The organism is Acinetobacter guillouiae CIP 63.46 (assembly GCF_000368145.1).
Classification (GTDB): domain Bacteria; phylum Pseudomonadota; class Gammaproteobacteria; order Pseudomonadales; family Moraxellaceae; genus Acinetobacter; species Acinetobacter guillouiae.
Map to the genome: position 1 here is coordinate 26,248 of NZ_KB849284.1, position 24,071 is coordinate 50,318.

Below are 24,071 nucleotides of genomic sequence, written 5' to 3' on the forward strand. Positions count from 1 at the left end.
CTCTTAAAGTTTAGCAGCCAGCTGATTCAGCATGGCATTATGAGCTTCTGCGTCAACTTGTTGGTTCAGAATTTTCTCTGCACCAGCAACTGCAAGAGCAGCAACTTGTTGACGTAATTCTTCACGAGCAGAATTGATGTCTTGGTCAACAGCATCTTTCGCTTGTTGACGAATACGCTCACCTTCAGCAGATGCTTGAGTACGCGCTTCTTCGACCAATTGTGCCGCACGACGGTTCGCTTGTTCGATCAATTGAGCCGCTTGTGCTTTCGCCGCATCAATTTCTTGCTTAACTTGTGCTTGTGCATCAGCAAGATCAGCTTTCGCTTTCTCTGCAGCATTTAAGCCATCAGCGATTTTACGCTGACGCTCACTAATCGCATTGATTAGTGGTGGCCATACAAACTTCATGCAGAATGCGACAAATATCGCAAATGCAATCGCTTGGCCAAACAATGTGAGGTTGATATTCATTGCAAATTCCTCAAATAGTGAATTTCGGAATTAAGCTGATTAACCTACAAATGGATTAGCGAAGATGAAGAACAAGCCAATACCAACACCGATCATAGGCACAGCATCAAGAAGACCTGCGATTAAGAACATACGAGTTTGAAGTTGTGGAGCCAATTCTGGTTGACGAGCAACAGCTTCAAGGAAACGGCCGCCTAAAAGACCAAAACCAATCGCAGTACCTAAAGCACCAAAAGCGATCAAGATAGCAGATGCAATTGCAACTAGACCTAAAGTGAGTTCCATGATAATTCCTCAGAGGTTAGGTTTATACCAAATTAAAGTAAAAAAATTATACCTAACCACCGGATGACAGTTAGGCAATACCATTAATGTTTTTCGCTTGCCATGCTCAAGTATACGATTGTTAGCATCATGAAAATGAAGGCTTGCAATGTAATAACAAGAATGTGGAAGATAGCCCAAGGCACAGACAACGCCCACTGGATCCAGAAAGGTAACAACGCGATAAGAATGAAGATTAACTCACCCGCATACATGTTACCGAATAATCGGAGTGCCAATGAAATTGGACGTGCAAGGAATGTTACTAATTCTAGAATTAAGTTCACTGGAATCAATAACGCTTTTGCAACTGGGTTACTTGGATTAAATGGGTTAAGTGCCAATTCACCAACGAAACCGCCGATGCCTTTTTCACGAATACTATAGAACAAGATCAACGCAAATACAGACAAAGACATACCAAGGGTAATGTTAGGGTCTGTAGATGGAACAACCTTGAAGTAAACGTGGTGAGGGTCCATACCAAATACGTTTGCACCAATCAATTGAGCTGTATACGGAATCCAGTCAACAGGAATTAAGTCCATCGCATTCATGAGGAAAATCCACACGAAAATGGTCAAGGCTAAAGGCGCAATTAAACGTGATTTACCATGAAACGTATCACGAACACTTGAGTCAACAAACTCGATAATCATTTCGATTGCAGACTGGAACTTGGTAGGAACACCAGAGTTTGCAGCTTTCGCTACGCACCAGAATATCAAACAGAAAATCACACCAAGGCCAATTGACCAACCCATTGAATCCAAGTGGATAGCAGTGAACCCCATCTGTTGAGCTTCTGCACCACTTTCAGCCAATTTCCAAGTACCATCTGGCATTTTGCCATAGGTCATATTGGTCAAGTGATGCTTGATATACTCGGTCGAAGTCAGGGCATGTTCTTCAGCAGCCATAAATCACACCTGGTCAATGTCAAATAATAAATAGAGTTAACGAATATCGCGTGCTGCATGATATCTCGTTAATCCCCAAAAAAATTTTCAATTTCTGCTGCGCTTATACTCGTTTTTGTTGCCGTGCTACCCAAAAAGGTGCAATCCACGACATCGCTTGAACGAGAATAAAACCACAAAACAATGCCACCGGAGATAACGGTTTGACATTGCATAAAATTAAAATGAAACCAACGATCACAATTGCAAATTTGCCCATTAAGCCTCTATACATGTTCGAAAGAACCTGTTTTGAAGCACGCGCCCCTGCTGCTCGAAACGACTGCCAAGAAAAATAACAACTGGCAAGCCAACATATCAGTGCACCTAACGCTGCACTCAGAGCCGCAGTCGAGTCTTTCAAGACCCACGCTACCAAGGCTGAAACAGGAATCATAAACGCTTGCAAATAGACCAAAGCTTTTGCTAATCGTCGGTCAATCAAGCGACTAGTTTGGCTCATTTTTTATCCACTCACAGCATAAATGCTTGACAAGTTTAGCTGATGATCGTTTTTAATCGCAGGCATTATAGAGTTACACCCCTGAACATGCAATCTTTTCCCGACCTTAGTCGTGTTTTTTTCGATATACAGGTTGCTTTGCATATGAACAATTGTTGATTAATTTTTGCATCATTTCCGTGCATTAAGTACGCAAGCTTGTGTTTGTTGAGCCAAAGTCTGCCATGCAACCACAAAATCTTGTTGTTTAGCCAAAGTTTCGTCTACCGCTTGAAATGAAATTTCACCCAATTTTCGGTACTGACTTGGACTTGCGCTGCCTTCTGCCAGCAAGCACATTTTTTTGTAAGGTCTCGTGTCATTTAAAAACTTGATTTGAGTCACGGTCGGCGCAACATGCGGATCATCTGTCATCGCACCTGCAAATTTTAAGTTTAATGAACGCTCTAAATATTGGTAAGCATCATGATAAGCCCAGTATGGACGTGCGCTACCAGCACTGATACTTTTCTGTGAAACGCGCAGCATTTCACTGGCAAACTTCTTCGCATTATTCCAATATGCTGCTTTATTTTCTGGATGTTGTTGTGAACGTAAGGCTGCAATAAAGAAACCGATACGTACAGCATTATTTGGATCTAACCACACATGTGTATCAATCGTATCTTTCAGTGCAACACCTTTTGGACTTCTTAAAGGAAGTGCTTGAATAATACCTGAATTGAGTATTGAAATCGCCTTTGTATTCTCACCTAGAACCTTTTCCAAAGGTGCTTCATGTTCTTTTCCCAGCCAAATCACCAATGAAGCGTCCATAATCGTTTTGCGATTATCTGGTGTAAGTTGCACATCATGCCCCGTTTGATTTCCCAAAAGCAAAACAGGCTCTTCTATGCCTTCAGTTATTTCTTTTGCAATCAAATAAATAGGATGAGTTGATACCACTAAAGGCGCTTGAGCCCAAGTGACACTAATAAATAATGCACATAAGCAAAAGGCGATAATGCGATTCATGGGAGTGTATTACCAAAAAAAATTTATGTTATAGTATAACAGAAGTTAAAAAATACCTACGCCATTCGTAAGTTGATAGAGCTTCATGTTAATATTTGCGATTCTCTTCCATTCAAATAACAAGTTTTGAGGTCTGATATGAGCTTATGTTCACACGAGCAGCATGATACTTTGCATGGTGTACACGATCATCTCAATGTAGAAGCTCGTTTATCAGAAGCAGAAAGCCTTTGTGCAACCTCAGGTGCCCGCCTTACCCCTTTGCGTAAAGAAGTACTTGAATTAATTTTGAATGCCTCAGGTCCTGTAGGTGCTTATGATCTTTTAGCCAAGATGAAAGGTGCTGCAGAACGTCCAGCTGCACCACCTACTGTGTATAGAACCTTAGATTTTCTCTTAGAAAAAGGTTTTATTCATCGTTTAACCTCTATTAATGCTTATATCCCTTGTTGTCACCCACGTGAAGGACATCAAGCCGCATTTTTAATTTGCACTGAATGTCATACAGTGAAAGAAGCTTCAGCAAAAGGTTTAATTCAAGAATTAAACCACTTAGCAGCGTCAGATCACTTCAATGCACATCACAGTATTATTGAGATTTCAGGAATATGTCAGCAGTGCTCGAACAAAGCGTAAACTCCCCTCTCGTTCAACTGCAACAAATTAATGTCCGAATTGATGATCGTGACATTCTAAAAAATATAGATTTTTCATTACAAGAAAAAGAAATTGTCACGCTTATTGGTCCCAATGGCGCAGGCAAATCAACCCTGATCAAAGTATTATTGGGTATTTTAAAACCCAATGCGGGCAAAATTATCAGCTCAAAAAAAATTAAACTGGCGTATGTACCACAAAAATTTAACCCCTCTCATAGTCTGCCTTTAAGAGTTAAAGATCTACTGGATCTTGAGAAATGTGATAAGGCCATTAAAGCTGAAATCATTCGAGATACTGGTATTGCCAAATTAGAGTACGCCAAAGTACAACAACTTTCAGGTGGTGAACGTCAGCGGGTTTTATTGGCGCGCGCTTTATTACGCCAACCCGATATTTTAGTTTTAGATGAACCTATGCAAGGTTTAGATATTCAATCTGAAGCTGAATTGTATGAATATGTGCGTAGCCTGCCACAACGTTATGGTTGCGCCATTTTAATTGTGTCTCATGATTTACAATGGGTCATGCAAGGCACTCAGCGAGTTGTCTGTTTAAATAAGCACATTTGCTGTAGTGGTTTACCTGACAGTATTCAGCAGCATCCAGAATATCAAGCTTTGTTTGGTGATACTTTTGGAAAATACCACGCTTTTTACCAACACCATCATGACCATTGTGCACATGGTGACTCCGCCAAAACTTGTGAACATGGCCCACATCCACACATTCACCCAGAACCGGAAGCTTAAACCATGATGGAATGGTTAGAATTACTGTTACCTGCATGGATTATGGGAACACTTTTAGTGTTTTTAACAGCGCCACTAGGTTGTTTGATGCTATGGCGCAGAATGTCTTTTTTTGCTGACACGATGGCGCATGGTACCTTGCTTGGTGTTGCGTTAGCTGCTGTTTTAACTTTACCGCTTTGGGTCGGTGTTACCTTTACTGCGATACTCTTGGTGGCAGTACTTTGGGTTTTACATGACCCGCGTTTACCCAATGACGCCTTACTTGCATTATGTGCTGCGACCTTACTTTGTTCTGGGCTATTGTTAATTCAACATTTACCCGCATTACGTCCTGAGTTATTAAGTTATTTATTTGGCGATTTATTAACAATTGAGTGGTCAGACCTACCGATTTTTGCAACTGTGATTATTGTTGCTTTAGCTGTCCTCTACCGTTACTGGCAAGCACAAATTCAAATTGCGATTGATCCAGATATTGCGGTAAGTGAAGGCGTAAACGCCAAATGGCAGCGCTTAATTTTTATGTTGTTATTGGCTTTATTCACCGTACTCGCTTTACGTGCCGTTGGTTCGTTATTGATGGGTGCATTATTGGTTATTCCAGCACTGGCTTCACGTCTTATTTCGCACTCACCGAAACAAATGGTGATGGGAGCGTTTGTGATTGCTCAAATTGGTGTGACTGTGGGTTTATGGTCAAGTGCAGCCCTGAATATCTCTACAGGTCTAAGCATCGTATTAACCATGTCTTTGCTGTTTGCTGTGATTTTCTGTGTAATGAAAGTAAGAAAGATGGCTTGATGAATCAATCATTTCCATCTTTAGCCGCACTCAATATTTAAACTATGCTTTTTAACGAAACATATAAACCATATACAGCAATGACAATCAGAATTAATCCGCAAAGCCCTAATATTTTTGGATAAATTTGACTTTTAGAAAGCTTATTAAACGACAGATAGACCAAAGATAACGTGAGAAAATCTAAAATAATCCATGTCACGACTAAGATAACCAGACTGGTATTCATATCAGCATGAATATGAATAAACTGCGGAAAAAATGATGAAAAGAAAATGATATCTTTAGGATTTGAGATACCTACTAAAAAGCCTTTGCTGAGACCACCATCTACAGGCGACAACATTGTATTGAGTTGATGGTCCTGCTGGGATAATACTTCTTTTAGAATTCCATAACCTAGATAGGCAATATAAAGACATCCTAAAACTTTAATGATCAAGAAGAGGGTTTCATTGACACTAAACATGCCTTTTAAAATTAAAATAGAGGCTGTGATAAGTACCAAAGAAGCCAAATTTGTCCCAATAATGGTCAGTAAAGACTGTCGGTAGCCACCTTTTAAACCTGCACTTGCAACCAAGATCATGACTGGACCAGGCGTTGCAATCATGATAATCACACTAATGGCATACAGATAAAATTCTAAATAATTCAAAGTAACCTCGAAACAATGGCTTATTTATAGGGTCAAATTTCTAACATATAACTCAGTTAATCGCCTATGCTGTTATTGGTGAACCAGGCTTAATAAGCCAGCGGCACAACTAAACAATACAGCAAAGGTACGATTCATATATTTTTGTTGTTTTGGTGATTTTAATAGTCTTAACACTTTGGCTGCCAATCCTGTATAACCAGCCATGACTATCAAATCAATCGTGATCATGGTCGCTGCCATAATCAAATACTGAATCCATTGTGGTTTAGACAAGTCTAGAAACTGTGGCAAAACAGCAAGTAAAAAGACGATGGCTTTTGGATTACTGATATTGACAATAAAGCCATATAAGATCAGCTTGGGAATAGATTTTGTCGGTTGCTCAGTTGGGATATCTATCGACTGTGTTTTCGTTGTCCATTGTATGTAGGCTAAATACAATAAATATAAAACCCCAAACCATTTCACTACGAAAAACGCCAGCGGTGTGGTTGCAAACAATACCCCAACCCCTGCTGCGACAATCGCAATTTGAACCAACAACGCCAGTTGTAAACCGATTGCATTCCAATAACCACGGCGAAAACCATAATTTAGACCGCTCGACATAGACGCGATCGCACCCGCACCAGGTGAAATACTGATCACCCAGCACGCCAACATATAGGCAAACCAGACTTGATACGACATAACAAAAGGATAGAAAACTTTTAACACGCTATTATAGCGGTTTTAAAACGATACATTTCGATTAATTTAATTGGTAAAAAGTATAAGACTTTACTATTCAGCTGTTGCTTGATCATGCACAATAAGAGGATTGATAAATAAAAATTGAGGAGCCATCACCATATGACAGCCCAATCTGTAATTCTACCTTTACCTTCTAATCATGCTCGTTTCATTGTTTTAAATTTAAAAAATCTGTCTATTGATGGTTTAAAAGAACAACTCAATGCGTTGTTAAATACACGTGATCGTTTAATTACCCAACACCCTGATGCTGAAATTAAAACATCTATTGCTTTTGGTCCTGAACTTTGGGCAAAACTTTATCACACAACTCCTGAAGGGTTTAAGCAGTTAGAACCGATTCAAGGCGCATTTGAGATGCCAGTGGTTCCTGCTGATGTTCTGATTCATATTGCGTCTGCACGTACAGATATTTGCTTTGCGCTTAGCCAATCCTTTTTTGATGGCATCCAAAATCAAGTTGAGGTTCTGGATGAACGGGTATGCTTCCGTTATCTTGATGGTCGTGACCTGACTGGTTTTATTGATGGTACTGAAAATCCTCAATTCCCTGATGATCGTGCGGAGACTGCGTTATTAGGTGAAGATTCAGGTATTTTTGAAGATGGTTCTTTTATTTTTGCACAACGTTATGTACATGAACTTGAAAAGTGGAAACGTTTAAAAGTTGATGCACAGGAAAATGTGATTGGTCGTTCTAAATTAGAAAGTATAGAGATGGACGATGAACACAAACCTGAAAATGCCCATATTGCTCGTGTTGTCATTGAAGATAATGAAGGTGAAGAATTAGAAATACTACGCCACTCTCTTCCTTATGGCGATGGTCAAGGTGAGCAAGGTCTATTTTTTATTGCCTATACCAAAGACTTAACCCGTATTGATCGTATGTTAGTCAATATGTTTGGTACTCAAGGCGATGGGATTCATGACCGTTTGCTGCACTTTGTAACACCTATGGATGGTGCTTATTTCTTTGCACCGAGTGAAGAAGTGTTGGAAGAGATTTTGGAAGACTGATGTAAAAATAAAGGTAGCTATTTAACTGCTACCTTTATTTTTGAGTGAATATACTTATATCACCTATTCGAAAATTCAGAGTTAATATTTATCATTACTTTAACGTCTTCTCTTAGAAGCTTGATAACTATACCCATATATTGTTAAGTACTGATCTTAAATATTATAAACTTTCTACATTATTATTTTTCCAATATAAAATATAAATTCCAAAAAAGAGTTAATACAGTAATTATATTTACTATTTTTGAATTAGTGATAATAGAAAATATTTGTAAAGCAATAAAATTTTTTTAAAGCTCATCATATCCGAGTTGACTTATATTAAATTTAAAGTTCTTTTTTTCAATACTAGGATCACTCCCCACACATTTCATTTCTTCTTTTTTACTTAAGTCATCATTAAGAATAAAAGATTGAATACAGTAATTTTTTAATTTAATCTCATTGATATTATTAAATTTTTTAACTTCATTCTCCAAGATTGGAAACTTACCTCCCATCGTTACAAATAGAGTATTTTTATAATTATTGTTGTTATTTTCACCCCCAGATAAAAATACCAATTGTGCGGGGCCTGAGCCTTCATAATTATCAAAATTTACAGCAATTAAACCCAATAAATACTCTTTACTTCCAAGTTTTTTGACACCTGTCATCAAGATTCTTGCCTGATCTTCTCCAGAGTAAAACAGCTTTAAATCCTTTTGGTTAAGCGGGTATTCATCTAATTTAATAAACTTATCATTGACTAATACTGTTTTTAAATCAAATGGCAACCTAATTTTCTTATATTCATTTACCAAAAGACTACTATTGACCTTAGATTCACTCATTTTTTGCGAATCTGAGTTTAGCATTTTATTTTCTGCTTTTTGACAAGCTGCGAGTGAAAATAAGACTAGCAAAGGAATAAACTTTTTAATATGCATAATTTGCCTTTATATATCCTGAATATTTGGTTGATAACCTTGTAAATGTAAATGATTATCATGATCGCCATTTGTGAAAGCTACATGTGGCAACGTTTTATTTGGCTGACCTTTTCTTTTCATTACTTGTGAACCAAATGCTTTGTAACCAAAAAGATATAAGGCATTTACAAATCGTACATTTGCATCCCAATCAAATCTATCTACTTGGCTAACGAGAACAGGGCCGTTTTTATGACAACCGTTAATTCCTAGATAACGAAAATCTCCATTAATACCGTTATAGTGTGACATGCTACCCACAGATCGTCCATCTCTGACACTAAATCCTGAGCCATGATAATAACCATAACCTAAAGAACACATGGCTCCAATAATGGCTGCGAATGCATCTCCTTTCAAGTAATATCTGGTTCGACCTGGTAGAAAAATATCCCACAAATATCCTACCTTACCATCAGGACTCTTGTAAGACTTTAAAGTTCTTTGGTCCACTAAATATACATTTCCACCAACTAATCCATTACCTTTTTGCCGTTTAGGCGCAACTATAAATTCTGTTTTACCAATATTATGTGCTTGATTATTTTTATCATAATAAATGTATTCAGCAAAACCTGTTGCAGCTGAATTTTCTCGTTTGATTTTACCATCAGAATAAATATGATATCGTGTTGTATCACTAGTTGCTGGTGATTGATTAGAAATTGTCGTCAGTGGTTTACCACCATTTTCGGTATGAGTATTTTGTTGGGCAACCTTAGCAGGCTCTTGTTTAACTTCAGGCACTTTAGCTGGGGTTGGTGGCTTCGGTTTAGTTTCTGGCTGAACAGTTCCAACTGTTTTTTGTTGTACAGTTTTTTGCCCCGCATCTAATTTTCTCGACTCTTTGACAAAACCTTCATTTATTCTAAATATTCTATATGGACTTCCATTAATTACTCTAGCTTTTACTATTGACTTAGAACCAACACCAAAACCATATACAAAGCCTACCAGCATTTTCAAGTTTATTACACCTGCAGCATTTGTTTTTTTAGGAATTTGCTTTCCTCTATAAAAAACAGTTACAGAGGTATTCGGTACAATTTGATCATCTTTTTTCACAATCAATTGAAAGCTATGGACTGGCAGTGCTACTTTTATTGTTTGATTATTTAAAGACGTATCAACTTTAAAATGATGAATTTTCTGATTCTTCCCATCACCTGAAACAGAAACTTCAATATCTTGCCCTTCCTCAGCAATAATATTTTGTTTGATGCCATTACCATCAGCAGCATGTTTTTTTATATTATTTTTATAGGTGAGAAAAAATCCCATATTAGAGATCGGTTTGCCAGTATCTGCTTCAACAATTTGTATATTAAAGCTCACATCTTTCTTATCGGTCGTTTTTGATTCTTCTGCAACACTTGGAGCTTGCTCATTTCTAACTTCTTGAGGCGTTTTATTGGCTTGTGGTTTTGGTTGAGGGGCACTATTTTGCTCTAAAACAACAGGCACTGAGACTTGTTTAGTTAATTTAATCGTGTAGCTTTCTTTCTTATCTTTTTGTTGCGTAATCTCGAGTGTTTTACCATCAACGATTACTTTAATTTTAGTGCCGGGATGCCTAACAATTACAGGAATTTTTCCTTCTTCATTCGTTTTATAATCATTTGAAAGCTTTCCAATTTTGCTATAATATTTTCCCTCTTTATACTCTGACTCTACTATAATTTTTTTCCCTGAAACAGCATTACCTTGTTCATCTACAACATTTATATAAATCTTACGATTGCAACAGTTTTCTAAATCATAATGAGCAAATAACGATATGTATTCACCAACCTTTGTACCAAAAGCATCAGCCTGATTTCCTACTCCTTGCACAAACTCCAAAACATATTTAGGGCCTTTTAAATGTGCTCCGGCAATACAGCCTGACTCAGTAATTTCAACGCCATTAATTCGAACACCATAAAATTCATTGACGTTCTGACTTCTTAATCTATTACAGAGTGTATTAATCCAGCTATTAAATGCTTTTATTTGAATAGTTCTGTCTTTTAAAAAAATACTTTTTGAAGTTACATCATCTAAGCCCGTCCAACTTCCACTCCAATCATTGACCGAAAATGATTTCTGAAAAAGGCTGTCAGAATCATTACTAAAAGTATAAGGTGGCTTAAAATAACCCAAATCGAAAAGTGCACCTTCACCAAACTGAAAATAGCCAATAAAGCCATACCCAGCAGTTTTACCATTATGCACCTTTCTAGCAGTAAGGTTTGGATCTACGAGATCTGATAAGGTTAAATCTGATGATGACTCTCTTCGGGATACTGCATATATATATGCTTGTCTATCATCACCAAATGACTTGCCATTTACTGGAGAAACAAAACTCATAGTGCCCCCTTTGATTCTTGATCAATTTGTTTAAATAGGATTAGAATTTTATTTTTTGTTTTTTCACTAATTTGTTTTGAAAATTTAATTTTATTTCCATCAAAATTTAGGCTCAGATCCTCATTAAGATGTAGCATGACATTACCTAAGTTTTTACCATCATCAATAATATAAAATTTCAAAGGCTTATTTTTATTTGTTAATGAAATAAGTAAAAGATTTTGCTCTGAACTTTTGATATTCCAACATTCATCAGGAACATGTAACCAAGAACCTGTACTTAAATCTATATTATTTTGCTTTAAAATCTTCGATACAGACTCCTTAATATCCTTACGTTGAAAACTGCATTTATCAGACTCAATATAAGCAAAGCTAACCGTTTCAGCACCTATGGTACGCTTTGGAAATTCTTTGATAATCTGCGCATGACACAAAGGTACAAATAATAAAAAACACAAGAAAGAAAATATTGCTCTCATAATAATAAAGCCCTTACTGACCGAAACTGCCAAAATCTGCTTCTAAATCTTCATCACAAGATTCATTTTGATCTTCTATTGCACCATGATCATCTGCAGCGCCACAGCATCCCTCACCCTCACATGCACTATGATCTGTAGTGTCATCAACATCGTTTTTTATCACAATTAATTCTTTCAAATCTTCACTATCATGCCCAAGAATAATAGCTTCGACATTATCAGCACTATCACTGAAAAAACGTTGTGTACGACCAAGTTCATCCAAAATACCAATAAACTCAGTTTTTCGTGAGTGATTTACGAACTTAAATTTAACCTGCTGTTTTAACTCATCTTTACTAAAAATATCGCCAAAATCAAACCTTCGACTAAATATTCCACTCTCAGGCATTTTCGGTAACTGCGCATTTACAGTTGCCCCACTGGTAAACAACTGTTGGCCCGATTTCACTTCAAACTTTCCACCAGTTTTAATAAAGACACCACTACCATTAACCACAAGCTGAGTACCACCTGCTTTTAAGTCAATTTCTTTAGAACTGGTCAGCTCAATCTTATCTTCAGTCGCGATCAGTTTAATCACTTTCTTGGCAATGATTTCAATCAAATCATCTTGCGCCTGAACTTTGATCGGACCCTTTGCAGCAAAAGCACTTAAACCTTTCTGAGCTGCAAACAAGCTGATCTTATCTTGTGCATGACCGACAATATTCTTCTGTGCACTCAAATTAATTGAGCCTTGCGCACTTTCAGCAATATCTTGTGAAGCTTGTAAGACAATATCTTCTGGGGTTGTCAGTGCAATCCCATTGGGTGAAGCCAGTAACATCAATGCCTGACGAAAGATCTTACCTTGCTCTTGTTTGGCACTATCACCACTATTTTCTAAGTCTTTTGTATAACTCTCCATAAAGCCCTGTAAAGAGCCTAAAGCCTGCATCGGATTCACATCCAATTTACTGCCTTTATTAAAAGTTCCACAAACACTGGTTAAATCAAAATCCTTAATTTCAACATTGGCAATTACCTTACCCACGTCTTTTAAAGCACTTAACGGTTCTGTATCAAATTTGTCTTTTAAACTGGTTAATTTTCCTTTTAAAACATCCGAACCATGTTCTTCAATATTTTCAATAAAACTCTTTAAGTTCTCAATCGACTCTTTGGAATCATTAAAAAAGTCTTTAAATTCGTCTACAATATTCTTGGTATCTTTACCAAATTTCTGGATGTCCTCAATAAAATCACCACTGTTTTTCAGTGCTGAAATTGGATCACTCCCCACAGCATTTTTAAATAAACCCACGGTTGCCTGTAAAGCCTGATTTGCACCTTTTAGTTCTAAAGAATTAATCAGTTTCGGCAAACGATTGACAACATTCAATGCATCCGTTTGTTGTTTGACTGCTATTTCACTCAGCACTTTCATACTTTCTGCACCTTGATTTAACAAGGACTGCGCTTGTGCTGCTTCTAAATGGTCTGCAATCGCATTTTCTTGGGCATACGTCGTGATAAGCATGCCTTTGCCTGCACGCATGGCACCATAAGCATCGGTTCTTAACTCAAAACCTTCGCCACGCCCATTGCTGGTTTCCTTATCTTTCGGGTGACTTAAGTTCCCAAGGTTAAGTTGTGTTGCTGCATGACTACTTTGTAGCTGTGTGCTGATTTGGCCTGTGGTGTCATCAAATCGTAGCTGGTTAAAACCTGATCCACCCACTTCCGATGAGCGAATACCGCTTAATTTTTTGGTATCAGGCAACTGGCCTTTGATATCAAACATGGTTTGATGACGTTCTGCTTCATGTAAACGTCCCATCACAAATGGACGGTCGACATTGCCATCAAAGAAATCAATGACTACAATTTCACCAATTCGTGGGTGGAATCTTGTGCCATAACCTTCTCCCGCCCAAGAGGTCAATACATCAACCCAAGCTGAGTCTGTATCATTGTCATTCGAGCCTGCACCACCATCATGACTATTGTCATCGGTACGGGTAAAGAGGAAACGAACTTTGATTCGCCCCCATTGATCGACATAAATCGTTTCACCTTGCGGCCCAACCACTTTGGCACGTTGTGGAAATGCAGAAGGTCTATGTGCTAAAGGGTTATACTCTGGAACGATCGGAATTCTACGGCGTACCAAAGACAACTCATTGGCTTGACGTTGGTCTTTTATTAAATGGTTCCAATAGTTTAAATTAAGCAGCTTGGATAACTGATCTTGTAACTCTTTGGGTAAATTATTTTGATTGTAAAAAGTCTTACCTAAGATTAAGAACTCACGATCCGAACCATCATGTTGATCAATTTCAGGGTGTTCTCTTAATTCAAACCAATAGCCAACTTGCGCATCGCGCACTGAACTGGTTGCGGTAAAATATTTGGACTGTAATTCTTGGTATTGTGTTAGTTGGGTATTTAATTTATCAACTTGAGCTGAACTGGAAACTGTGGTTTGGTCTTCGCCATTGAGATCACTGGTCCAAGCCGGGCTAATTGTCCAAGCCTGCTCTAAACTTAAAGTTTCATTATCTTGTTGATCACTATGTTGGTGATTACTTAACTGGCTATCGCCCTGATCTTGTAAAAGGCTATCCGCTTGCCAACGTTGTACTTGTATTGCTGTTGATTGAATTGAGCGCTGGGCAATGAGGCTGGTGATCGTGTCAAAGCGTTCTGTTGCATGACTGCGATGGAAGCGTATACTGCGTCTAGGCATTGCCTCATATTGCGTATTGTCATCAATCAGACGTAATTTCTGTGCCTGAATCTGCGTTGCCGAAATAGGCACAATTCGTACAGACTCATCAACTAACCAGTTAATACCTTCACTGCGCCACAAGCGAGTTAAAAACTCATAATCCGTTTCATTGGCTTGCATTACAAAAGGACGGATATCGTATTGTTTTTTTAAACCACTACTGTCCAGACTTAGACTGGCAGAAAATAAGGCGCTTTTCGCTTGCCACTCTTTAAATAAGATTTCCGATATTTCCAGAACACTTTTGTTCATAAAAACACGACTATTACGACGCTTATGCCAAAGACTGGTTGCATCTTCAAGCGTTAATTTATAAACGCTTAACGCCCCATCACTCTGCCCTTGGCTTACCCCTGTCACAATTCCAGTGGTTCGGTACAATTCACCAAAATCGGTGACTTGATCAACTGCAACCTGACACCCGATAAATTGTTTTAAAGCAATATGCGCATTGGTTGAAAGGCAGAGTAATTCCGCCTTTAAGCCTTGATTAATCTGTTGTTGCCCCTGAATGCATTGCAAGAATACACTGCTGTTTAAGGCTTGATTTGAGAATTGAACATGGATCGCTCGTGTTTGTAGTCCCAAGCCAAAGCTTTCAAGTAAGGTCGTAATATTTTTCAGCATTTTAGTTATTGATATTTAATTACAAGTGTCCATATTTTAATTAAAAATTTAAAAAAAGACACCGATAAATTGTTATATTTTTTAATCAATATTTCTTTTTAAAAAAAGGGAAATTATCTAGTAATTTCCCTTTTTATCTTCATGACCTATCAATAAAAGTTAGAACGGAACACGTTTATAATCACGATATTCTGGTTTCCAGAAGTTCTGTTCAATACTTTCTAGCAATTGCTCATCACTGATCATCGGCGCTACACCATCTTGAATAGCGGCTTTGGCAACTTTAAACGCGATAATTTTAGACACTTGCTGTAATTCATTTAAATCAGGCAATAGGTCTGCGTGGATATCTTGCAACTTCGGTGAACAATCAGCCAAAGCTGAACTTGAAGCCATCAGCATATTGTCTGTAACACGGGTTGCTTGAACTGCTACCACACCCAAACCAATACCAGGGAAAATATAAGAGTTATTGCACTGTGAAATCTGATAGGTTTCACCATGATAATTCACAGGGGTAAATGGGCTACCTGTCGCAATCAATGCTTTACCATCTGTCCATTGAATAATATCAGCTGGCACGGCTTCAACTCGTGAAGTTGGGTTGGATAAAGGCAATACAATCGGATATTCACAGTTTTCAGCCAGCGTTTTAATGATTTCTTCTGTAAATAAACCCGGTTGACCCGATACCCCAATCAATACGGTTGGTTTGGCATTTTTCACAACATCAAGCAGTGAAATGATTTCCTCAGCATTACCCCAATGTGCAACATCTTCAGGTTTCTGCGCAAGCTTACGTTGGAAATCTAATAAGTTTGGCTGATTTTCAGTGATTAAACCAAAACGATCCACCATAAATACTTTGGCACGCGCTTCAGCATCTGTCAGCCCTTCAGCAACCATCTGTGCAATAATTTGTTCTGCAATACCACAACCTGCTGAACCAGCCCCTAAGAAGGTAATTTTCTGATCTTTGAGCTGTTTACCTGCGGCTCTACTCGCAGCAATTAAAGTACCGACACAAACTGCCGCTGTCCCTTGAATATCGTCATTAAAACAACAAATCTTATCACGGTATTTTTCAAGTAAAGGCATGGCATTTTTTTGCGCAAAATCTTCGAATTGAATCAATGCTTTTGGCCAACGACGTTTAACCGCTGCAATCACTTCATCAACAAATTCATAGTATTCATCCCCACTGACACGAGGTTGCGACCATCCCATATAAATCGGGTCATTCAATAATTGTTGATTATTGGTTCCCACATCTATGGTAATCGGCAATGTATAGGCTGGACTAATACCACCACATGCAGTGTAAAGAGACAGTTTTCCAATTGGAATGCCCATACCGCCAATACCTTGGTCGCCTAAACCAAGAATACGCTCACCATCTGTGATCACAATCACTTTGACATTTTTACGGTTTACGTTGTGAATGATTTCATCAATGTATTTACGGTCAGGATAGGAAAGAAATACTCCACGATGACGACGATAAATATCGGAGAAACGCTGACATGCTTCACCCACTGTCGGTGTATAGATAATCGGCATCATCTCACTTAAGTGGTTTTCAATCAGGTGGTAAAACAACGTTTCATTGGTGTCTTGAATATTTCGTAAATAAATATGCTTATTGATCGCTTCACTGAAAGAACAGAACTGTTGGTATGAACGTTGACTTTGTTCCTCAATACTTTCGATCACATGAGGAATTAAACCGTGTAAGTTAAATTGAGTTCGTTCTTCTTCTGTGAAGGCTGAACCTTTATTTAATAAAGGCAGCTCTAATAAGGCATTACCTGCATAATGAATATATAGAGGATATTTTTTCAGGGTTTCCGTTGGCATTTCCATTCTCATTGAAGCAGACTGCCTGCTTCTATCTTTTGCTAAGCTACGACTTTGGTCTGATACAAGCTTAAGCCTATTTTTGACTAAATGGGTATTTAGATACGTGATAATGATATTCAAAGTATTTTACAGAATGATAAATTATTCTCAGTTTTACTGATCAAATTCTGGTTTTTAAGCAATTTAATATTTTTCCATAAAATAATGAGTCATGATCCCACCATTAAAATGCATATTTGTACGCAATTTTGACCAATCATTGATTTTTTTTCTGTTTAGATTTATTTTGTTTAAAATACGATGAAGCTAAACCAATAACAATGAACACAAAGATCTCTCTACTCCTTCTTAGCACAGTCATTGCATGTACTGGCTGCCAAACTGCAAAAAAAGTCTCTTCTGGTGTTTCTAAAACCACTGAAAAAGTCAAAAGCATGGTGGGCTTAGGCGAAGCCAAAGTTCCAGAAGTTGATCAGCAAGGTGTGGTTGATGTCAGTAAAGCCACCCTCGAAAAACTAGAACAAATGAAGATCAATATGCCCACTGGACAATGGGTCTATATTGAAAATGATCTTCAAGGTATTTACACCTTACAAAACAAATCCAGTGATGGAAACGTCCTATATTTGCGTTTGAATTGTAAGATTCCTTCGCAGAAGTCTGGTTTTGCGATTGAAGATAAAGATGGTAAAGAGCTGCTTAAAGCACATGATGCGCAAACCGGTCAGGTTCAATTCTTAATCGACAATAAAAACTATGGCAATCCATTTGAATTAGTCAATGCGAAAAAAATGCCGACATTTAAAACGGCACTGAGTAAAGCCAAAGTGATTAAAATCTTTAACAATTCCAAACTTTATACCTTTACAAATGGCCATGCTGAGTTACTCAGCAAGCCTGTCACATGTAAAGAGTAGATCCATTATTTAGGCATATCCACAAATACGGCGGTTAAACGTCGTACTAAGGGTAAAACAATCAAAACCACAGGATATGCCACAGCCCATGATACCATCCATGCAGCAAGCCATTTGACCCAAAATCCGTTAATCAAACCCACATTGATCAACATATTAATCAATGACACCATGCCACTCATTAAACAAGATAAGAACAACGGCATAATCCATGCTGCAAATTTTGCAGGGAGTTTTGGGATATTGCCAATAATTGTGGGAGGAGTATTTGACATATATCGCTCTAAATTTACCAACAGGACACATTTTATTCTTTTAATAGACCTGAAACAATTAATCCTTCCACATAACATCGGCCACATTTTGCCATTTGATTTGATTGGACAAATTTAAAGGCTGATCATAGAGCTCAGATATCACATTGATTGCATCATCGAGTGAAATAATTGAATTTAAAGGGAGCCAGGTGTCATCACCAACATCAAATAACGCTAAGTTCAGATCTTCATTGCAAGACAGCCACGACTCGCCTTGTTGGGCAGTAGGGATATTTTTATCGTAACGCAAAATCAAGTGAGTCGTATCTATCCACCAAAACAATAAAATGATCTGACCTTGTTTTGGCATATCTAGCGCAAGATAACCTGAATTTGAATATTCCAAGTCTGTGGCCTGAATCTTCGCAAACAAGTGTATAACTTGTTCTTTTTCTATAATCTCATGATCGATTTGATCTAGAAAACTCACAAACATATTTTTTATCCTGTGATTAAAGCAGTGTAATCCGTCAAGTCCATTTGAAATCTAAACGCCAATACACAGTGAAATTGAGCATACCGACATTTTTCTTATCGAATAAGTTTTATTCTATACAAATGCATTCACCTAAAAGGCGCAAAATTTGCTATATTTAGCGTTTTTCTGCGACATTTATTTCTCTATAGATTATGAATACGGCCATACAAGCAGCTCTTGATCATGCAGTGCAATCCCTACAAGCTGAAGGGACTCTTCCATCTGACTGGAAAAACACGAGTGTTTTAACGCGAACTAAAGACCGAAGCCACGGTGATTTCGCATCAAACATTGCCATGATGGGCGCTAAAGTTGCTGGTATGAAACCACGTGATCTTGCAGAGAAAATTTTGGCAAATTTACCCGAAGTGGTCGATATTGCCAAAGCTGAAATTGCGGGTCCTGGTTTTATCAACTTCTTTTTAAATGCCGATCAACGCTTTACTGTGTTGGATCAAATCCAAGCCCAAAAAGAACAATTTGGTAAAACCCAAGCAAATGCAGCCAAGAAAATTCAGGTTGAATTCGTTTCTGCCAACCCAACCTCTAGCCTGCATGTAGGTCATGGTCGTGGTGCTGCATATGGTATGACTGTTGCAAACTTACTTGAAGCAACAGGTGCCAAAGTTGAACGTGAATATTATGTCAATGATGCTGGCCGTCAAATGGACATCCTCGCCACATCAACTTATTTACGTTATTTAGAATTAAGCGGCCAAACTTTAGTTTTCCCTAAAAATGCTTATCAAGGTGATTACGTTAAAGAAATCGCCCAAGGTATCATCGACAAACATGCTGATGCTTATGTACGTAGTGTGGCTGATGTTTACAAAGATGTTCCTGAAGATGTGCAATATGCTGAAGAGCTTGATGCCGATGGCAATAAAGTGGTTATTTCAGGCGATAAAGAAAAGCACATTGATGGCTTAATTCACAACGCACAAGCTTTAGTGGGTGAAGGTTATCGTGTATTCCATCAAGCAGCTTTACATGCCATTTTAGATGACATTAAAGATGACCTTGGTGAGTTTGGCGTAACGTTTAATCACTGGTTTAGTGAAGCATCTTTGGCTGAAAAAATTGATGAAGCCTTACAAACATTAGACCAACGTGGTTTTCTTTATGAAAAAGATGGCAACATTTGGTTTAAATCAACTGAATTTGGCGATGAAAAAGACCGTGTAGTCAAACGTCGTAATGGACAAACCACGTACTTTGCCTCTGACATTGCCTATCATTTAAATAAATTACAACGTGGCTTTACTGACCTTGTTGATATTTGGGGTTCAGACCACCATGGCTATATTGCACGTGTTAAAGCTGCAATTGACGCGATGGGCTATGACTCATCTAAATTGACGGTACTTTTAGTGCAGTTCGTCAGCTTATGGCGTGGTGGTGAGATGGTACAAATGTCATCTCGTTCAGGTCAATTCGTGACATTGCGTGATCTTCGTAAAGAAGTCGGCAATGATGCAGCTCGTTTTTATTATGTGATGCGTAAATCTGAACAGCACATTGATTTCGATTTAGATTTAGCGGTATCTCAAAGCAAAGACAATGCCGTGTATTATATTCAATATGCACATGCTCGTATTTGCCGTATGTTAGAAAAAGCAGCAACAACAAATATTCAATTTGATACTGAAAATGCACGTCAATTTGCTGCAAAATTAGAACTTGATGCTGAAACTGAAATTTTAGCAAAACTCGCGGCTTATCCTGAAGTCCTTATTCGCGCTGCAAATAATTATGAACCACATCAAGTTGGTAATTATTTGAAAGAACTTGCTGCTTTATTCCATGGTTGGTATAACGAGAATAAAGTATTGGGTGATGATGCAGAATTGACTCAAGCCCGTTTATTGCTTTCAGCAAATATCAAACAAGTCTTACATAATGGTCTTGAATTATTGGGTGTATCTGCACCTGAAAGTATGTAAGTCAAGAATTGCTTTACATGTTCCCAAGACCAAGGTCTGGCTCAAAGTAAGCATTGAAGTGTGTAATAAATCATTACTTTACATCGTGTTCAAGCAAAACTATGCTTGAACACGATCTAAGCAATACATAATAAGAGGGTTCCACGTGTTTGGAAAAACGCAACGCGGTGTTTCAGAAAGGCCAACCAAACCTAAACAACCATTGATTCCTAAATGGTTAGGGATGCTTGTCGTCATTTTAATCGTGTTAAGTTTTGGTGTCGCACTGATGCTCTGGAAACCGTGGGCGCCCGTCCAACCCAAAAACGAAATCACGTCTGAGCATTATCAAGAAGATACCAACAAAGACTATCGTTTTTATGATCTGTTACCTCAACAACAGGTTACCCCTATCCCTGAACAAGCTGTTCCTGAAAGCAGAAATCAACAACAACCAGTAATTGTTGAAGCACCGTCTCAATCTGAAAATGTGGATGTCGGTGTAAATGCTGAACGTACAACACCTGTTCAACCTGAATATATCCTTCAAGTTCGTAGTTATGATGATCCTGATGCTGCTGATGCACGTCGTGCTGAAATTATCTTAAATGGTTTATCTGCCGATGTGGTTCAAAGCACAGAAGCTGGAAAAACTTGGTATCGTGTGATTTCAGGCCCTTATGAATCACAAAATGCAGCAGTGATTGCCCAACAAACCTTACAACATAGCGGTATTGACTCTATCGTGGTTAAACGCTGATCCAATTTTCAGGCATGACCTGATCAATCAATCGTTAAAACAGGATGCTTTGGCATCCTGTTTTATTCTTCAAAATCGTTTTTTTAACCTTGCTTAGATATGTGGACAAATTGAATATTTTTTACTCAAAAGAAATATAATTCGATAAAAATTTACCCAAATTGATCAAAATTAGAGTAATCTATTTTCCGCAATACATTACCCATGTCGTTGCCGAGATATCAAAAGTCACCAATACTTTTGATTTGCTGTCCTGTGATTGGCGTGACGATCAAATCCGAAGATTACAGGGCGCTCAGAAATTCACATGGGTAAAGCCCACCCCAACAGGCATTCAGCCAATTTCAAACAATAAAACAGTTCATCTAAACTTCACTGAAAATTCATTCGCCTAAGTATTTCAATTTGAGTACACTCCTATTGAGATTATGAGTTTTTAAATGCAATGAATAATAAAAAACAGATTTTATGTGTAGAAGATGATGCTGCTATTCTTATGCCGTTACGTTACGCACTTGAACGAGAAGACTGGCAAGTGACTTGGGCCAATTCAGGCCTGCAAGCCATTGATTTTATTCAACAGAAACCCTTTGATTTTATTATTTTAGATGTTGGATTACCTGATTTAAATGGTTTTGATGTCTGTAAAAAAATTCGTCTCTTTAATCACACACCCTTGCTATTTTTAACCGCACGAGATGACGAAATAGATCGTATTGTGGGTTTAGAAATTGGCGCAGATGACTACTGTACCAAGCCATTTAGTTCGCGTGAAATTGTGTCTCGGATTAAAGCCATTTGGCGCAGAATGGAGATACAAAATCAGTTACAGCACACCTCACAGCCAAATACACAGCTTTCTACAACACCAGCTAAAGTTTGGCAATGCAATGATGAGGCTTTGCAAATCCATTACTTAGGTACAATACTGCAGCTGACTCGCTATGAATATCGCTTACTTAAATTATTGATTCAACGCCCTGAACAGGTGTTTAGCCGTCAACAATTGATGGATCATGTATGGGAACATCCTGAGCATAGTTTAGAAAGAACAGTCGATACTCATATCAAAAGTATTCGCAATAAACTCAAGCAGATCTCTCCTGAGCAAGACCCGATCGAAACCCACCGAGGCTTTGGCTATAGTTTAAAAAGGCAAGGATAAACCATGTCCATTTTTATTCGTATTTGGTTCTTCTTTGGATTGATCATCTTGCTGGGTTTATGGTTTATGTCTTATACCTTCAATCAACAAGTAAAGCCCAATGTACGACAGGTCGTAGAAGATACCCTTGCGGAAAATGCCAATATTATCGCGATGTTAGTGGCTGAAGATGTCTATGAAAATAAAGTCAGTACCATTCAGTTTGATGAAAAAATTCAAAAAGCGCTGAATCGAAAACTCAATGCCACGATCTGGAAACATAATAAAAATGAGATCAATCAACAAATCTATATTACCGACAACAAAGGTATCGTCATTTATGACTCACAAGGTATCGCTACAGGACAAGATTACTCACGATGGAATGATATTTACCTGACCTTAAAGGGAAAATACGGCGTTCGCTCTACACGCAGTTATGAAAAGGACAGCAATAGCAGCACTATGTTTATTGCAGCGCCAATCTATTATCAAGTTGGTCAACAACAGCAATTGATTGGCGTTGTCAGTATTGGAAAGCCCAATATTTCAGTACAACCTTATATTCAGCGTGCTGAAAATCAGCTGATCCGACAAGCCGCTTGGATTACATTACTCAGTCTGTTTCTTGCCAGTTTGGTGGCCTATTGGCTAAAACACAGTATTGACCGTGTCCGTAAATACGCGCAGGCACTTGCACCTGTCAATCAAACCCCCTATTTTCGTTCGGCAAAAGAACTCAATCAAGTTGCTCAAGCAGTTGAAAATATGCGAGAAAAACTCGAAGATCGTGCTTATGTGGAACACTATGTCAATACACTGACCCATGAACTCAAAAGTCCGCTTACCGCAATTCAAGCCAGTGCAGAACTACTCAAAGAAGATTTACCACTAAATGATCAACAACAATTTGCCACGCATATTCATGAACAAAGCCAGCGCTTACGTAGCCTGATTGATCGAATGCTCTTATTGACTCGTCTGGAAAAATCTAAACATCAAATTGAAATGCAAGATTTCAATTTATCTGAACTGATTCAACAGACTTTAGACCAGCATGCCAGTCAAATTCAAGCCAAAAAAATCCAGTGTTTACTGGATATTGAAGCCAATTGTATGCTTCGTGCAGATCGATTTTGGATTCAACAAACCCTTGCCAATATTTTAGATAATGCGCTGGATTTTTCCACAGATTCAGCAAAAATCCTGATTCGGCTTCATCGTCAAACACACCAGCAGATAGAATTACAGGTTTTTAATGAGGGCGAATGGATTCCAGATTATGCACTCACGCAAGTGTTTGATACTTATTTTTCCTTGCCTCGTCCGATTAGCCAACAACGCAGTTCTGGTATTGGACTGAGCATTGTTAAACAAGTCATTGAACAACACCATGGACAGATTCACATTGGCAATATTCAAGGAAATGAAATCACCATCTTACAACCCCACCAAAAGGGTGTATTGGTAAAAATTCAATTGCCTTAGCACGACCAAACTTCACTTAAAATTCATATAAAAAACTGATACGCCTCAAACAAAGCACATTGCTGTTTCGCACACTCAACACTGACAACAAAC

The 24,071-nt window shown here is 38.1% G+C and carries 23 protein-coding genes; 9 read left to right on the forward strand and 14 right to left on the reverse strand.

All coding sequences use genetic code 11. The annotated features are described in order from the left end of the window. Positions 1-3: 3 nt before the first annotated feature. The 5 genes from F981_RS16115 to F981_RS16135 form a co-directional block, all read right to left on the reverse strand. Positions 4-474: a F0F1 ATP synthase subunit B gene (locus F981_RS16115; RefSeq protein WP_004723424.1), complete on the reverse strand. Its 471-nt coding sequence runs from the start codon at positions 472-474 to the stop codon at positions 4-6. 39 nt (positions 475-513) lie between these two features. Continuing rightward, positions 514-759: a F0F1 ATP synthase subunit C gene (gene atpE / locus F981_RS16120; protein WP_000424060.1), complete on the reverse strand. Its 246-nt coding sequence runs from the start codon at positions 757-759 to the stop codon at positions 514-516. 83 nt (positions 760-842) lie between these two features. Continuing rightward, positions 843-1,718: a F0F1 ATP synthase subunit A gene (gene atpB / locus F981_RS16125; protein ID WP_004723427.1), complete on the reverse strand. Its 876-nt coding sequence runs from the start codon at positions 1,716-1,718 to the stop codon at positions 843-845. A gap of 103 nt (positions 1,719-1,821) precedes the next feature. Continuing rightward, positions 1,822-2,220, reverse strand: a complete 399-nt coding sequence (locus F981_RS16130) for an ATP synthase subunit I (protein ID WP_004723429.1) — start codon at positions 2,218-2,220, stop codon at positions 1,822-1,824. 171 nt (positions 2,221-2,391) lie between these two features. Next, on the reverse strand, positions 2,392-3,234 hold the full coding sequence (locus F981_RS16135) for a metal ABC transporter solute-binding protein, Zn/Mn family (protein WP_004723430.1): 843 nt from the start codon (positions 3,232-3,234) through the stop codon (positions 2,392-2,394). 138 nt (positions 3,235-3,372) lie between these two features. Here F981_RS16135 and F981_RS16140 point away from each other — a divergent pair, with 138 nt between their 5' ends. From F981_RS16140 to znuB, 3 genes are read left to right on the forward strand one after another with little or no spacing between them, the layout of a single operon-like run. Further along, complete coding sequence (locus F981_RS16140) at positions 3,373-3,870, forward strand: transcriptional repressor (RefSeq protein ID WP_004723431.1); 498 nt, start codon at positions 3,373-3,375, stop codon at positions 3,868-3,870. Next, on the forward strand, positions 3,843-4,643 hold the full coding sequence (znuC, locus tag F981_RS16145; RefSeq protein ID WP_004723434.1) for a zinc ABC transporter ATP-binding protein ZnuC: 801 nt from the start codon (positions 3,843-3,845) through the stop codon (positions 4,641-4,643). Before F981_RS16140 ends, znuC begins: the two co-directional genes overlap by 28 nt. 3 nt (positions 4,644-4,646) lie before the next feature. Continuing rightward, the gene (gene znuB, locus F981_RS16150; RefSeq protein WP_004723435.1) at positions 4,647-5,447 is read left to right on the forward strand and encodes a zinc ABC transporter permease subunit ZnuB; all 801 of its coding nucleotides are present in this window, start codon (positions 4,647-4,649) and stop codon (positions 5,445-5,447) included. A gap of 37 nt (positions 5,448-5,484) precedes the next feature. On the opposite strand, the gene F981_RS16155 is transcribed toward znuB, so the two are convergent. Beyond that, the gene (locus tag F981_RS16155) at positions 5,485-6,105 is read right to left on the reverse strand and encodes a LysE family translocator (RefSeq protein ID WP_004723436.1); all 621 of its coding nucleotides are present in this window, start codon (positions 6,103-6,105) and stop codon (positions 5,485-5,487) included. A gap of 72 nt (positions 6,106-6,177) precedes the next feature. Continuing rightward, positions 6,178-6,798, reverse strand: coding sequence for a LysE family transporter (locus F981_RS16160; RefSeq protein ID WP_004723437.1), 621 nt, complete (start codon positions 6,796-6,798; stop codon positions 6,178-6,180). A gap of 162 nt (positions 6,799-6,960) precedes the next feature. Here F981_RS16160 and F981_RS16165 point away from each other — a divergent pair, with 162 nt between their 5' ends. Further along, a complete protein-coding gene (locus F981_RS16165) occupies positions 6,961-7,881 on the forward strand; it encodes a Dyp-type peroxidase (RefSeq protein ID WP_004723438.1) in 921 nt (306 codons plus the stop codon). Positions 7,882-8,174: 293 nt separating this feature from the next. On the opposite strand, the gene F981_RS16170 is transcribed toward F981_RS16165, so the two are convergent. The 5 genes from F981_RS16170 to F981_RS16190 all read right to left on the reverse strand — a co-directional run bounded on the left by F981_RS16170 (position 8,175) and on the right by F981_RS16190 (position 16,949). Next, positions 8,175-8,813 (reverse strand): hypothetical protein, encoded by a 639-nt coding sequence (locus tag F981_RS16170; protein ID WP_004723439.1) that lies wholly within the window; start codon positions 8,811-8,813, stop codon positions 8,175-8,177. Positions 8,814-8,822: 9 nt separating this feature from the next. After that, the gene (locus tag F981_RS16175) at positions 8,823-11,207 is read right to left on the reverse strand and encodes a hypothetical protein (RefSeq protein ID WP_004723441.1); all 2,385 of its coding nucleotides are present in this window, start codon (positions 11,205-11,207) and stop codon (positions 8,823-8,825) included. Further along, positions 11,204-11,722 (reverse strand): hypothetical protein, encoded by a 519-nt coding sequence (locus tag F981_RS16180; protein WP_224964429.1) that lies wholly within the window; start codon positions 11,720-11,722, stop codon positions 11,204-11,206. Before F981_RS16180 ends, F981_RS16175 begins: the two co-directional genes overlap by 4 nt. After that, positions 11,703-15,092 (reverse strand): type VI secretion system Vgr family protein, encoded by a 3,390-nt coding sequence (locus F981_RS16185; RefSeq protein WP_004723443.1) that lies wholly within the window; start codon positions 15,090-15,092, stop codon positions 11,703-11,705. Before F981_RS16185 ends, F981_RS16180 begins: the two co-directional genes overlap by 20 nt. Positions 15,093-15,251: 159 nt before the next feature. After that, positions 15,252-16,949 (reverse strand): NAD-dependent malic enzyme, encoded by a 1,698-nt coding sequence (locus F981_RS16190; RefSeq protein ID WP_004723444.1) that lies wholly within the window; start codon positions 16,947-16,949, stop codon positions 15,252-15,254. 323 nt (positions 16,950-17,272) lie between these two features. Between F981_RS16190 and F981_RS16195 the strand changes: the two genes are divergently transcribed. After that, a complete protein-coding gene (locus F981_RS16195; protein WP_004723445.1) occupies positions 17,273-17,869 on the forward strand; it encodes a hypothetical protein in 597 nt (198 codons plus the stop codon). Between the two features lie 5 nt (positions 17,870-17,874). On the opposite strand, the gene F981_RS16200 is transcribed toward F981_RS16195, so the two are convergent. Together F981_RS16200 and F981_RS16205 are read right to left on the reverse strand one after the other, a co-directional pair. Next, entirely contained in the window at positions 17,875-18,144 is a 270-nt protein-coding gene (locus F981_RS16200; RefSeq protein ID WP_004723447.1) for a DUF2798 domain-containing protein, read from the reverse strand. A gap of 58 nt (positions 18,145-18,202) precedes the next feature. Beyond that, a complete protein-coding gene (locus F981_RS16205) occupies positions 18,203-18,622 on the reverse strand; it encodes a hypothetical protein (RefSeq protein WP_004723448.1) in 420 nt (139 codons plus the stop codon). 194 nt (positions 18,623-18,816) lie between these two features. Here F981_RS16205 and argS point away from each other — a divergent pair, with 194 nt between their 5' ends. From argS to creC, 4 genes are all read left to right on the forward strand, one after another. Then, positions 18,817-20,607, forward strand: a complete 1,791-nt coding sequence (gene argS, locus F981_RS16210) for an arginine--tRNA ligase (protein WP_004723449.1) — start codon at positions 18,817-18,819, stop codon at positions 20,605-20,607. Positions 20,608-20,752: 145 nt separating this feature from the next. Beyond that, positions 20,753-21,346, forward strand: a complete 594-nt coding sequence (locus tag F981_RS16215; RefSeq protein WP_004723450.1) for an SPOR domain-containing protein — start codon at positions 20,753-20,755, stop codon at positions 21,344-21,346. Between the two features lie 445 nt (positions 21,347-21,791). Further along, positions 21,792-22,511, forward strand: a complete 720-nt coding sequence (creB, locus tag F981_RS16220) for a two-component system response regulator CreB (protein WP_004723451.1) — start codon at positions 21,792-21,794, stop codon at positions 22,509-22,511. A 3-nt stretch (positions 22,512-22,514) separates the two neighbouring features. Continuing rightward, positions 22,515-23,978: a two-component system sensor histidine kinase CreC gene (gene creC / locus F981_RS16225; RefSeq protein WP_004723452.1), complete on the forward strand. Its 1,464-nt coding sequence runs from the start codon at positions 22,515-22,517 to the stop codon at positions 23,976-23,978. The last annotated feature ends 93 nt before the right edge of the window (positions 23,979-24,071 follow it).